Genomic DNA, 13002 nt, shown 5'->3' on the forward strand with positions numbered 1-13002 from the left:
CGCTCCCGCACGTCACGCGCGAGCCGTCAAATCTCGATCTTCGTTCCCAGTTCCACGACCCGGTTAGCCGGGATGCTGAAGAAGTCGGTCGGCTTCGCGGCGTTCTGATGCATCCACGCGAACACACGCTCGCGCCATACCGACATGCCCGGCAATTGCGTCGGCACCACCGTTTCGCGCGCGAGGAAGAATGACGTGTCCATTATTTCGAAGGTCATGTCGTGCGTGCGGCCGACGTCGAGCAGCACCGCCTTCACGTCGGGCGTTTCGTTAAAGCCGTAGGCTGCCTTCACCAGCCACAGGCCACCGTTCATGTCCTTCACGGTCACGCGATCGGCGTCCTTCACGTACGGAATGTCGCGCGTGACGAAGGTCAGAAAGATCGTGCGCTCGTGCAGCACCTTGTTGTGTTTCAGATTGTGCAGCAGGCTCACCGGCACCAGCGAATCGCTGCCGGTCAGATAGATCGCGGTGCCCGACACGCGATGCGGCGGATGCGCGAGCAGGCCTTGCAGGAACGGCATCAGCGGAATGCCGTCGGCGGCCGTGCGTTCCTTCACGATCATCCTGCCCTTGAACCACGTCATCAGCAGGAAGAACAGCAGGCCGCCGATGCACAGCGGCAACCAGCCGCCCTCTTCGACCTTCAGCAGGTTCGCGCCGAAAAAGCCCAGGTCGACCATCATGAACACGCCGATGATGAGCCCAACCAGCAGTTTGTTCCAGTTCCACACCTTCACCATCACGACGCAGGCAAGGATCGTCGTGATTACCATCGTTGCCGTCACCGCGATACCGTACGCGGCCGCCAGATTGTCCGAGCTCTTGAACGCGATCACGATGCACAGGATGATGAACAGCAGCATCCAGTTCACGACCGGCACATAGATCTGCCCGATCGCGAGTTCGGACGTGTGCAGGACCTTCATGCGCGGCACGTAGCCGAGCTGGATCGCCTGGCTCGTCAGCGAGTACGCGCCCGAAATCACCGCCTGCGACGCGATCACCGTCGCGACCGTCGACAGCACGACGAGCGGCAACAACGCCCAGTCCGGCGCGAGCAGGAAGAACGGATTTTCGATCGCCTTTGGGTCGTGCATCAGCAGCGCGCCCTGGCCGAAGTAGTTCAGCACGAGCGAAGGCATCACGAGCACGTACCACGCCATGCGGATCGGCTGCGCGCCGAAGTGGCCCATGTCCGCGTACAGCGCCTCCGCGCCGGTCAGCACCAGCACGACCGAGCCGAGCACCACGTAGGCCTGCAGCACGTGCGCGGCCATGAACGTGTACGCGTAGTAGGGATTGAGCGCCTGGATCACATTCGGCGACTGCATGATGTGCCACAGGCCGAGCACGGCGAGCACGAGGAACCAAAGCGTCATGATCGGCCCGAACAGACGGCCGACCGTGGCCGTGCCGTGCCGCTGGATCCAGAACAGCACGATCAGGATCACGACGGTCAGCGGAATCACCAGATGCGCCAGATGCGGCGCGGCGATCTGGAGACCTTCGACCGCCGAGATCACCGAGATTGCCGGCGTGATCACCGCGTCGCCGTAAAACATGCAGGCGCCGAAGATGCCGAGCATCATCAGAAGGCCGGCCATTTTCGATTTCTGATCGACCGAGCGCATCGCCAGCGCCATCAGCGCGAGGACGCCGCCCTCGCCGTTGTTGTCGGCGCGCATCACGAACAGCACGTACTTGACGCCGACCACGATCACGATCGCCCAGAACAGCAGCGAAATAACCCCAAGGATCGACTGATCGGTCAACGGGATGCCGTGCGACGGACTGAAGGCTTCCTTCAGCGCGTACAACGGGCTCGTACCGATGTCGCCGAACACCACTCCGATCGCGGCAATCGCAAGGGAAGGCAGTGGCTGTTTGTGTACGTGATTGTTATCTGTCATGGACGCGAGGAAATCCGTTCCCGGGCGGAAAAAACGACCGCTATTTTAAACTGCCCATCCGGTACCGCCCGGCTTGTTGTGGATACGCCACGTGGATGTCCGCGCAGTGTAGCACTGCGATATGGACGCGCCTGTCGCGGTGCGGACGTCCTGGCGCCGCGCGTGACGCATAAAAAAACGGAGCCCGACTGGGCTCCGTTTTCTGACACCGCGATGACGCGCGAGATCCGATGCGACAAAGCGTGAGGCGCGCGGCTTCGCGTCAATTGTCCGACGCCTCATCGGCCTGGGCGATGCCGCGCTTGATCCACGCGCCGAGGTTATGCGGACGCACCGTGTCCCACTCCTCGAACGGCTGATGAATCCACGGGTTGGTCGGCAGATACTGCACGTGGTAATCGGGCTTCACCTTCGAGCAACCCTTGTACCACAGCACGGCCGAGCGCACCGCGGTGATGGCCGGATAGCGTTCCTTCAGATGCTGCTGCACGCGCGCGAGCGTGACGCCCGAATCGACGAGGTCGTCGACGAGCAGCACGTTACCGTGCAGTTCGCCGCGCGTCATCGTGATGTATTGCGCGATGTCGAGTTCGCCCTGCTGCGTGCCCGCTGCCTCGCGATAAGAGCTCGTTGCCAGAATCGCCAACGGCAGATCGTAGATGCGCGACAGCTGGTCGCCGACGCGCAGACCGCCGCGCGCGAGGCACAGGATCTTGTCGAACTTCCAGCCCGATTCGTGCACGGCAAGTGCGAGCACCTCGATCAGCCGGTGATATTCGTCCCAGCCGACCCACAGGTTCTTGTCGTCGTTGCGCGGATCTTTCATCGCGATCATGGGTACACCTTGCATCGCTTAGACCTTGAACGGATGACGCAGCAGAATCGTTTCGTCGCGGTCCGGACCGGTGGAGACCATGTCGATCGGAATGCCCGCGACTTCCTGCACGCGCGTCAGGTACGCACGCGCGTTGGCGGGCAGCTTGTCCCACTCCTTGATGCCGACCGTGCTTTCCTTCCATCCCGCAAAGGTTTCGTAGACCGGTACGCAGCGCGCGACTTCCGTCGCGCCGCGCGGCAGCAGATCGACGTTGTGGCCGTCGATCGTGTAGCCGACGCACAGCTTCACTTCGTCGAGACCGTCGAGCACGTCGAGCTTGGTCATGCACAGCCCCGTCACACCGTTGATCTGGATCGAGCGACGCAGCGCGGAGACGTCGAGCCAGCCGGTGCGGCGCGGACGGCCGGTGACCGAGCCGAATTCCTTGCCGACGGTGGCGAGTTCGAGGCCGATCGGGTCCTGGCGCGAGGCATTGTCCGCATCGTACAGTTCGCTCGGGAACGGGCCCGAACCGACACGCGTGCAGTACGCCTTCGTGATGCCGACGATGTAGTTGAGCTTCTGCGGACCGACGCCCGCGCCCGCCGTCGCGGCACCCGCGACGCAGTTGCTCGAGGTGACGAACGGATAGGTGCCATGGTCGATGTCGAGCAGCGTACCCTGCGCGCCTTCGAACAGCAGATTGCCGCCGTTCGCGTTGACGTCGTAGAGACGGCGCGACACGTCGGTGACCATCGGCTTCAGTCGGTCGGCGTAGCTCAGCATCGTGTCGAGCGTTTGCTGGAAGTCGACCGCGGCGGCGCCGAGGTACTGCGTGAGCACGAAGTTGTGATAGTCGAGGTTTTCGCGCAGACGCTCGGCGAAGGCTGGCGCGTCGAACAGGTCCTGCACGCGCAGGCCGCGGCGCGCGACCTTGTCTTCGTAGGCCGGGCCGATGCCGCGGCCGGTCGTGCCGATCTTGCTCGCGCCGCGGCGCGCTTCGCGGCCCTGGTCGATCGCGATGTGGTACGGCAGGATCAGCGTGGTGGCTTCGGAAATGAACAGGCGCTTCTGGACGTCGATGCCGGCGGCTTCGAGTTCGCCGATTTCCTTGAACAGCGCTTCCGGCGACAACACGACGCCATTGCCGATGTAGCACGCGACGCCGGGATGCATGATGCCCGACGGAATCAGACGCAAGATGGTTTTCTTGCCGCCGATGATAAGCGTGTGACCGGCATTGTGACCGCCCTGGAAGCGAACGACGCCCTGAGCGTGGTCCGTCAGCCAGTCGACGATCTTGCCCTTGCCCTCATCACCCCATTGGGTACCCACGACGACGACGTTGCGCCCGGGGTTCACATTCACTGCGCTGGCAGACATGTTGTTTCGTAAGCTGGTTAAAAACGTATTTTACCTAGGTTCGCGGAAGCTTCCGGAATTTTTCCGTTTCCGCTCAACGGTATGCACGTTATGTTGAGTATTGGGAGGGATGCGCGGCCGCGAAGAGTCGCTCGACCGCGCGCGATTCGGGCGGTGGTTGCGCCGCCCTCGGGCGAACGTCGGGGGACGGGTCCCCGGCAGCGTAGATCGGAACGCGCGGCTCAAGCGCGCGGTTCAACCACCCATGCGCCATTGCGCTCGACCAGCACCCGGTCGAACGCGAATTCATCGAGATCGTGCTTGTGGCCAGGCAGCGCCTGGATGACCACTTCACCGCCATCGCGCAATGCCGCGACCGCCACGCGCAACGCTTCGTCGTGCCGCCACGGCGCGAGGATCGCGCTGCTGCGCGCTTCCACCGGCGAGATCCGCGCGACTTCGCGCAGATCCAGCGAAAAGCCGGTTGCCGCGCGAGCGCGGCCATAGGCCTGACCGACGTGGTCGTAACGGCCGCCGCGCGCGACCGCGTTCGGCACGCCGTCCACGTAAGCGGAGAACATCACGCCGCTGTGGTACGCGTAGCCGCGCAGATCGGCGAGGTCGATCATCACTTCGGCGCCGTCGACCTGGCTCGCGAGGAACGCGAGGTCGTCGAGCGCGCGGGCGATCGCCGGTGAATTCGGCAGACGCGCGCGGGCCTCTTCGAGCACCGACGCGTCGCCGTACAGCGTCGGCAGCGCGCGCAGCGCATCGCGAATCACCGGCGAGAATTGCGCGGTCATCTCGACCAGACGCGGCACGTCCTTGCCGGCCAGCGCGTCGTAGAGCGCCTGGCCGAGTTCTTCGGCGGCCGGCTCGGCTTCGATCAGCGCCGCCAGCACGCCCGCGTGACACAAGTCCAGACGCACCTTCGCGAGGCCGGCGAGACGCAGCGAGTCGAGCATCAGCTGCTGGATTTCGAGGTCCGCTTCGAGCCCCGCGTGGCCGTAGATTTCCGCACCGATCTGGATCTGCTCACGGGTCGCATGCAGGCCGCGCGGGCGCGTATGCGCGACGTTGCCCGCATAGCAAAGACGCGTGACGCCCTGGCGGTTCAGCAGATGCGCGTCGATGCGCGCGACCTGCGGCGTGATGTCGGCGCGCAGACCGAGCGTGCGGCCCGACAGCTGATCGACGAGCTTGAAGGTGCGCAGATTCAGATCGTGCCCACCGCCCGTCAGCAGCGACTCGAGGTATTCGAGCAGCGGCGGCATCACCATCTCGTAGCCGTACGAGCGGAAACGGTCCAGCAAATGACGCCGCAATTCTTCGATCTTGCGGGCCTCCGACGGCAGCACGTCGGCGATATTCTCAGGAAGCAACCAGGTCGACATCGATACAGTCCTACGGCGTTGAACACGGCGTCTTGCAGCGCCGATGATGAGTGTGAATGACGTAGAGCGGCTTGATTCTGGCGGCTGACACAGACGCCCGGGCGGCGCTTTGCGGCACGCGCGCGACGCGCGGCGGCGTGGCCGGTCAGTACGCGTTTTGCTCGGGCCGGCAAAACACGCCGCAACACGCGGCGTTCGTCAGACAAGCAAGCCGGCTTCAGGTCGCGATGAACAGTAGAACCAGCCCGAGCAACATCACGATGAGCCCTCCGACACGAATCTGATGCGGCGGTCGTTCCGCTATTTTACGGAACGTGTCGCGCCAGGCGGTTGGAAAAACGAACGGAAACATCCCCTCGATAATCAGCATCAGCGCGATCGCGAGCAATAACGAACCAGCTATGTCCATGCGAGTGAAGCGGCCGCGATGCGGATGCCGCGGCCTTCGGTAATCAGCGTTTGCGCGCAGCAGGCGCGGAAGCGTCCGGGGCGACGCCGCCGGTCGGGCTACGCATGAAGCGGAAGAACTCGCTACTGGAGTCGACCACGATCAGGTCGCCCGGCTTGAAGGTCTTCCGGTACGCCTGCATGCTTTGATAAAACTGGTAGAACTGCGGATCCTTGCCGAACGCTTCGGCAGCGATCTCCGCGGCCTTTGCATCGCCTTCGCCGCGAATGCCCTGCGCCTGCGCGAGGCCGTCGGCGAGCACCGCCTGCTGCTTCGCGAGCGCGTCCGCGCGGATCTGGTTCGCTTCGGCGGCGCCCTTCGCTCGCTCGTCCGCCGCGACCTGCTGGCGCGCGGCGATCATGCGCTTGAATACCGAGTCGGCCACCGCGGCCGGGAAATCGACGCGCGTGAGTTGCACATCCACGACCGATACGCCGAGCGATGCCGCGCCCTTGTCCATCGCACCGCGGGCCTCTTCGGCGACCGCCGGTTGTTTGGCGAGCGCGTCGGACAGCGTGAACTTGCCGAACGCGTCGCCGAGCGCGCCGCGCGACAGCAGCGCGAGCCGGTCGGGCAGACTCTGCGGATCTCCCTTCGTTTCGGCGATCAGCTTCAGCGGATCGGTCACCCGGAACTTGATCACCGGGTTGACCAGCAGATCGGCTTTGTCGGACGTCACGTAATGATCTTCGTCGGGTGCGTCGAGCGACTGGATGCGATTGTCGACGAACACGACCGTTTGCAGCGGCGGCGGCAGCTTCACGTGCAGCCCCGGGCCGAGCAGCGTGGGCGTCGCGTCGCCGCGCGCGGACAACACAGCCATATGCCGTTGATCGACGACGAACACCATCGACGATGCCGCGAACAGCACGATGACGACCGCGACGACGAGCGCAATGATTCGGTTCATATTCTTGTGCGCTCCTTATTGAACGTCGTCTTCGCGCATGCGATTGCGGAACGCTTCGCGCGAGCGCAGCGACGCGGCGCTCGGCCGGCTCGCTGGCGCAGGCGCGGAAGCAGCGGGTGCGGATGCGCCATCGGCGGCGGAGCCTGCCGCGGCACCGGTCTCAGCGGCCGACGCGGCCGACGCGGCCGACGGCGCGGCCGCACTCGCCGCTTGCGGCGCGCCCGCGACAGCAGGACCCGAAGCGGCGGCGCCCGCCGCCGCGGCCTGGCGTTCGCGGTTCTGCTCGACGAGCCTGTCGAGCGGCAGATACAGCACGTTGTTGCCGTTCTTCGCGTCGACGAACACCTTGGTCGCGTTCGCGTAAATCTGCTGCATGGTTTCCATGTACAGGCGGAAGCGCACGACGGCCGGCGCCTTCGCGTATTGGGCGTAGACCTGGTTGAAGCGCTCGGCCTCGGCCTGCGCCTGCGCGACCGTGGTCTGGCTATAGGTTTTGGCTTCCTGGACCTGACGATCGACGTCGGCCTGCGCGCGCGGCAGAAGATCGGCCGCATAAGCCTGCGCATCGCGTTTCGCGCGTTCGTTTTCGTCGTGCACCTTCGCAGCGTCGGCGAACGCCGGTTGCACCTGCTCGGGCACCTGCACGCTCTGGATCGTCACGCCCGTGACTGCCAGACCGGACTGGTACTGATCGAGCGATTGCTGGATCGCCGCGATCAGCTGCTGGCGCAAAGTTTCGTGATCCTGATCGAGGATATCGCTAGTGCTCTGCGCGCCGACGATGCCGCGCACCGCCGCCTGCGCGGCGTGCATCACGCTCTGATCGGGATCGACGCTGCGAAACAGAAAGTCGTTGGGATTGCGCACCTGGTACTGCACGGCGAAGCGCACGTCGACGATGTCGCCGTCGTGCGTGAGCATTGACGCGTCCTTCACGTTCGCGAGACGCACCACATTGCTACGGCCGATCTCGACCTGGCGGATCTGCCCGACATTGACGAACTCGTGGGACTCGAACGGAAACGGCAGACGCCAGTGCACGCCCGGCGCCGCGGTATAGCGATACTTGCCGAACTGCAGCACGACGGCCGCCTGGCCATCCTGCACGACGAACACGCCGCTGCCGAGATAGATCGCGATCAGCACGCCGATCACGATGCCGACGCCGATGCGCGCGCCACGGCCGTTGTCAGGACGGCCACCGCCGACACCGCCGCCCCGGCGCCCGAAAATCCGGGACAGACGGCGATTGAAATCACGCCACATTTCGTCGAGATCGGGCGGACCTTCACCGTCGCGTGCCGGTCGCTTCGGATCGTTCGGCCGTTGCCGGTCGCCGTTGCCGTCGCCCCGGCCCCAACGCGGATCGTTCAGTGAAAGCAAGGCGCGCATACGCAGCCAGATACTCCGCTCGTTGTAATCGTTCACCTGTGTTCGTTCACCAGAGTAGACAGCGGGTCAGTGCAATTGGAACGGGTCAGTGCCCGAGTTCTGGAACCTTGTGGTCGTCGCGCAGTTGCGCCGCGCGGTCATCTTGCGACGCATCGAACGGCATGTCGGCAAGCGGTTCGGCTGTAGCGATTTCGGCGATGGCAGCGCGCAATGCATCCAGCCCCTGCCCGGTGCGCGCGCTCAAAAAGACGCGCGAAATATTACCATACTCGTCCCGCTCGACCGCGTCGCCACGGGCTGCCAGCTCTGGCACCGCGTCGATCTTGTTGAACACGAGCACCTGACGGATCGTGTCCGCGCCGATCGCGTGCAACACCTCGTTGACCTGATCGATCTGGTCGAGCCGCACCGCGCTCGATGCATCGACGACATGCAGCAGCAGGTCCGCGTGAATGGTTTCCTCGAGCGTCGCGCGGAACGCGGCGACGAGCTGGTGCGGCAGCTCGCGGATGAAACCGACGGTATCGGACACCACCACCTGCCCCGCTTCGTCGCCCAGATACACGCGCCGCGAGGTGGTATCGAGCGTGGCGAACAACTGGTCGGCGGCATACGCCTGCGCCTTGGTCAGCGCGTTGAAAAGCGTCGATTTGCCGGCGTTCGTGTAGCCGACGAGCGACACCGACATCGTCTGGTTGCGATCCCGCGCCCGGCGTTGCGTGCCATGCTGGCGGCGCAGCTTGTCGAGGCGGATCTTGAGCGCCTTGATGCGCTCGCCGATCAGCCGGCGGTCGGTTTCGAGCTGCGTCTCGCCTGGACCGCGCAATCCGATACCGCCCTTCTGACGTTCGAGGTGGGTCCACGCGCGAATCAGCCGGGTCGACAGATATTGCAGCTGCGCGAGTTCGACCTGCAGCTTGCCTTCGTGGCTGCGCGCGCGCTGCGCGAAAATATCGAGGATCAGACTGGTGCGATCGACCACGCGCCGATTAAGCGCCCGCTCCAGATTGCGCTGCTGCGCAGGCGCCAGAGCATGGTTGAAGATCACGAGTTCGATGTCGTTTGCTTCGCACGCAAGGCGCAATTCTTCGGCCTTGCCGCTGCCGACGAACATCTTCGCGTCGGGACTGGAACGGCGTCCGGTGAGGGTGACCAGGGGGTTCGCGCCCGCGCTTTGCGCGAGCAGGCTGAGTTCTTCGAGACTGGCTTCGAAATCGATCTTGCCGAAGTCGATGCCAACGAGCGCTGCATTGATCAAATTGGAGGGTATCAAAATGACGCGGCCGGGAGTGATCGCCAACGGGCGACAGTGTGCCGGCCGCGGCGAGGGTTAGGACTGTTCGGAATCCGGGTGGAAATTCACCGGACGGGCAGGCACGACCGTCGAAATGGCGTGCTTGTAGACCATCTGGGTGACCGTATTCCGGAGCAACACGACGTACTGGTCGAACGATTCGATGTTCCCTTGAAGCTTGATGCCGTTGACCAGGTAGATCGACACCGGCACATGCTCTTTACGCAGTGCGTTCAAAAACGGGTCTTGTAACAATTGCCCTTTGTTGCTCATAGCAAACTCCGTATTTTTTTGCAGGTTGACTGAATTGACGGCGAAGAAAAAGAGATCCGCCGCCAACCGCTACACTATAGCTGATTTTCATTTCGACGCGCGGGCCCGGGACTCCCGGCCAAACCCAGCATACACGCGGGTTTCAGCCCAGGTTTAAGACCAGCTTCAGCTTGCTTCAGCCTTTGTCCGCGTAAGGGTTCGTCGACGATCTGAACTCTATTCGCAATGGAGTCCCCGTCAGCTTGAAAGTTTCCCGGAAGCGATTTTCGAGGTACCGCTTATACGTGTCGGTGATCGCGTCGAGCGCATTGCCGTGAATCACGATAATCGGCGGATTCTGTCCGCCCTGGTGTGCGTAACGCAGCTTCGGACGCACTGGACCGCGACGGCGCGGCTGCTGGAATTCGACCGCCTCGATCAGCGCGCGCGTCAGCTTCGGCGTCGGCAGCTTCGACATCGCGGCCGTGTACGCGTCGTCGACCGAACGCATCAGCGGCCCGATTCCGGTTTTTTCCGCGGCGGAAATGAAATGGAATTTGGCGAAGTCCAGAAATTTTAGTTTGCGTTCGAGGTCGGCTTTGGTGCGCTCGCGCACATGCGGATCGAGACCGTCCCATTTGTTCACGCCAACCACCAACGCGCGGCCCTGCTCGACGACGAAGCCAGCGATGTGCGCATCCTGATCCGAGATGTCCTGACGCGCGTCGAGCAGCAGGATCACGACGTTCGCATCGGAGATCGACTGCAGCGTCTTCACGACCGAGAACTTTTCGATCGCCTCGAACACCTTGCCGCGGCGGCGCAGGCCGGCCGTGTCGATCAGCGTATACGGCTTGCCGTTGCGCTCGAAATCGACGTAGATCGAGTCGCGCGTAGTGCCGGGCATGTCGAACGCGATCACGCGCTCTTCGCCGACCAGCGCATTGATCAGCGTCGACTTACCAACGTTCGGCCGGCCGACGATGGCGATCTTCACGCCGCGCGCTTCCTTGTCTTCCTCGTTCTCTTCCGGCTGACCGGCATACGCGACTTCGAGCGCCTCGTTGATCATGTCGGTGACGCCGTCGCCGTGCGCGGCCGAAATCGCGCGCGGATCGCCGAGACCGAGTTCGTAGAAGTCGGCCGCGACGTTGGCGTACTTCATGCCCTCGGCCTTGTTCACAACGAGGAAGATCGGCCGGCCGACCTTGCGCAGATAGTCGGCGATCGACTTGTCCTGCGGCGCGAGACCGTTGCGCCCATCGACGATGAACACGACGACGTCCGACTCCTCGACCGCCTGGCGGGTCTGGCGCGCCATCTCGTGCAGGATGCCGTCTTTCGCGACCGGCTCGAAGCCGCCGGTGTCGACGACCAGATACGGCCGCTCGCCGGCGCGTCCTTCGCCGTAATGGCGATCGCGCGTGAGACCGGGCAGGTCGGCAACCAGCGCATCACGCGAACGCGTAAGGCGGTTGAACAGCGTGGATTTCCCCACATTGGGGCGCCCAACGAGGGCAATAACGGGTTTCATCTGATGTTGTTCACGGTGAAACGCGGGATCGCAACCGATCGCGCGCGTAGCGACGCCAGGCGGCCGCCACGGGGTGGCGTTCTGACGAAATTATCACGAATTCAGCCTGCTCCGGATGCGCGATCGATATGCGCATCCAGGCGGACGGGCGTGGGCTGCACAGACGCCGCCGGGGGCGCCTGCTTCAGACCGGGCTGCTCGACGGCTGACGCGCTCGTGTTCGAGGGCGTCTTTAATTTGCAAGGCCGTCGACGAAGCGCACGCGCCGCCTTGCATGCCGGCGGCCACAGCCTCGATCCGACTTGCCGGACCAGCCCGTCCGGCGATTTTTTCTATTGAGCCTGCCCGATCACGCGACGGGCAGCATGGCAACCCGACGCAGGAGCCGCACGCCAAAGCCGGCGCAGACTTCAATTAAAAAGCGCGCGGCCGGCAAAGCCGGCCTGCGCGCCCGACATCATTTATAGCGATCAGCGCGGACGATAGCCGAACAGGCCGCCGTCGCGCGTCTGTACGACCAGCGTGTCGCCAGCCAGCACCGGCGCCGCGGTAATCGCGCTGCCGTCGGTCTTCACTCGTGCGACAAGCGTGCCGTCGACGGTCGACAGGAAATGCACGAAGCCCTTGTAGTCGCCGAACACGGCCGCGCGGCCGAGCAGCGTCGGCACGCTCAGGTCGCGGTTCTTCAGCGTGTCGTTCTTCCACAGCACCGAGCCGTTGCTCACGTCGAATGCGGACACGACCGACCAGTCGTCGGCGGCGACCACGCTGCGCTCATCCTGCGCGAGGCCGCTCGTGCTCGAGAACGGCTTGCCCCACAGCGCGCGGCCCGAGTTGGCGTCGAAACAGCCAATCTGGCCCTGGAACGTCACCGCGCAGGTCTCCGAACCCACCAGCGTGGGCGGGCCGGTCACGTCGTTGATACGCTCGACCTCGGTCACGCCCTTCGGATATGACACCGGCGTTTGCCAGTAGGCGTCGCCCGTCTGCAAGTTGATCGCGGCGAACGAGCCGCCCGGGAAGCCGGCCAGCACGGCCGCGTCACCTGCGAACGTCATGCCCGACGACACGCGCAGGTTCAGCGGCACGGCGCGGTTGCGGAAGTTCCACTTCTGCTCGCCGGTTTGCGCGTTGAACGCGACGATCTGGCCGTCGATCGTGCGCACGATCACGAGGCCGTTGCCGACGAGCGGCGGCGTAATGATCTCGCCCGGCGCCTTCGCGGTCCACAGCTGCTTGCCGTCCGCGCCTAGCACGTACACGTCGCCCTTCAAGCCACCGACCGCGGTGAGCGTACCATCGCTGCCGACGCCCGCCGACAGATCATCGTGCAACTTGACGCGCCACACGTCCTTGCCCGTTTGCGCGTCGATCTTGGCGACCGTGCCATTCGTGCCGGCAGCATACACGGCATTGCCGACCGCAACCGGCGAGAACAGGTAGCGGCCCGCCTTGCCGACGCTCGCCGACCAGGACTGCTGCACGTCGAGCACGGGTTTGAACTCGGTGAGCGGCGTCGGCACACGGCGCTCGTCTTTCGTGGATGAGCAAGCCGCCAGCGTGAGAACGGTCATCGCACAGATAACGGGCACGGCGTAACGTTTCAGCAGATTCATCGGTGGACGAAGCATTCGGGAAATTGGATTAAAGGAGACCGCCTTGCGGTCGTGGCTCGCGGCGCGCCGC

General features: G+C 64.2%; 11 protein-coding genes. All 11 read right to left on the bottom strand.

Going from position 1 to position 13002, the window contains the following annotated elements; translation table 11 throughout:
- Positions 1–26: 26 nt before the first annotated feature.
- The 11 genes from OKW29_RS27940 to bamB all read right to left on the bottom strand — a co-directional run bounded on the left by OKW29_RS27940 (position 27) and on the right by bamB (position 12932).
- On the bottom strand, positions 27–1913 hold the full coding sequence (locus OKW29_RS27940; protein WP_429293371.1) for a potassium transporter Kup: 1887 nt from the start codon (positions 1911–1913) through the stop codon (positions 27–29).
- A gap of 262 nt (positions 1914–2175) precedes the next feature.
- Positions 2176–2748, bottom strand: a complete 573-nt coding sequence (locus OKW29_RS27945; protein WP_429293372.1) for a phosphoribosyltransferase — start codon at positions 2746–2748, stop codon at positions 2176–2178.
- 18 nt (positions 2749–2766) lie between these two features.
- On the bottom strand, positions 2767–4113 hold the full coding sequence (locus tag OKW29_RS27950; protein WP_090800717.1) for an adenylosuccinate synthase: 1347 nt from the start codon (positions 4111–4113) through the stop codon (positions 2767–2769).
- Positions 4114–4334: 221 nt separating this feature from the next.
- Positions 4335–5486: an ATP phosphoribosyltransferase regulatory subunit gene (locus OKW29_RS27955; protein WP_184067638.1), complete on the bottom strand. Its 1152-nt coding sequence runs from the start codon at positions 5484–5486 to the stop codon at positions 4335–4337.
- A gap of 217 nt (positions 5487–5703) precedes the next feature.
- Positions 5704–5895, bottom strand: a complete 192-nt coding sequence (locus tag OKW29_RS27960; protein WP_090800720.1) for a DUF2065 domain-containing protein — start codon at positions 5893–5895, stop codon at positions 5704–5706.
- Positions 5896–5938: 43 nt separating this feature from the next.
- A complete protein-coding gene (hflC, locus tag OKW29_RS27965; protein WP_429293373.1) occupies positions 5939–6844 on the bottom strand; it encodes a protease modulator HflC in 906 nt (301 codons plus the stop codon).
- Positions 6845–6859: 15 nt separating this feature from the next.
- Entirely contained in the window at positions 6860–8272 is a 1413-nt protein-coding gene (gene hflK, locus OKW29_RS27970; protein WP_429293374.1) for an FtsH protease activity modulator HflK, read from the bottom strand.
- Positions 8273–8321: 49 nt separating this feature from the next.
- Entirely contained in the window at positions 8322–9536 is a 1215-nt protein-coding gene (gene hflX, locus OKW29_RS27975) for a GTPase HflX (protein WP_429293375.1), read from the bottom strand.
- 30 nt (positions 9537–9566) lie between these two features.
- Positions 9567–9803 carry an RNA chaperone Hfq gene (gene hfq / locus OKW29_RS27980; protein WP_006051315.1) on the bottom strand — a complete coding sequence of 79 codons (237 nt, stop codon included), beginning with the start codon at positions 9801–9803 and terminating at the stop codon, positions 9567–9569.
- A 175-nt stretch (positions 9804–9978) separates the two neighbouring features.
- Positions 9979–11316 (bottom strand): ribosome biogenesis GTPase Der, encoded by a 1338-nt coding sequence (gene der / locus OKW29_RS27985; RefSeq protein ID WP_184067628.1) that lies wholly within the window; start codon positions 11314–11316, stop codon positions 9979–9981.
- Positions 11317–11786: 470 nt separating this feature from the next.
- Positions 11787–12932, bottom strand: a complete 1146-nt coding sequence (gene bamB / locus OKW29_RS27990) for an outer membrane protein assembly factor BamB (RefSeq protein ID WP_184067625.1) — start codon at positions 12930–12932, stop codon at positions 11787–11789.
- Positions 12933–13002 lie beyond the last annotated feature (70 nt).

The sequence above is a fragment of the Paraburkholderia sp. CI3 genome, assembly GCF_050436505.1.
In the GTDB taxonomy this organism is placed as follows: domain Bacteria; phylum Pseudomonadota; class Gammaproteobacteria; order Burkholderiales; family Burkholderiaceae; genus Paraburkholderia; species Paraburkholderia tuberum.

Excerpts from the sequence above, each read along its gene's own strand:
- hflC (WP_429293373.1), bottom strand. The coding sequence starts at position 6,844 with ATGAACCGAATCATTGCGCTCGTCGTCGCGGTCGTCATCGTGCTGTTC.
- OKW29_RS27940 (WP_429293371.1), bottom strand. The coding sequence starts at position 1,913 with ATGACAGATAACAATCACGTACACAAACAGCCACTGCCTTCCCTTGCG.
- hfq (WP_006051315.1), bottom strand. The coding sequence starts at position 9,803 with ATGAGCAACAAAGGGCAATTGTTACAAGACCCGTTTTTGAACGCACTG.
- OKW29_RS27955 (WP_184067638.1), bottom strand. The coding sequence starts at position 5,486 with ATGTCGACCTGGTTGCTTCCTGAGAATATCGCCGACGTGCTGCCGTCG.
- OKW29_RS27945 (WP_429293372.1), bottom strand. The coding sequence starts at position 2,748 with ATGATCGCGATGAAAGATCCGCGCAACGACGACAAGAACCTGTGGGTC.
- bamB (WP_184067625.1), bottom strand. The coding sequence starts at position 12,932 with ATGAATCTGCTGAAACGTTACGCCGTGCCCGTTATCTGTGCGATGACC.
- OKW29_RS27960 (WP_090800720.1), bottom strand. The coding sequence starts at position 5,895 with ATGGACATAGCTGGTTCGTTATTGCTCGCGATCGCGCTGATGCTGATT.
- der (WP_184067628.1), bottom strand. The coding sequence starts at position 11,316 with ATGAAACCCGTTATTGCCCTCGTTGGGCGCCCCAATGTGGGGAAATCC.
- OKW29_RS27950 (WP_090800717.1), bottom strand. The coding sequence starts at position 4,113 with ATGTCTGCCAGCGCAGTGAATGTGAACCCCGGGCGCAACGTCGTCGTC.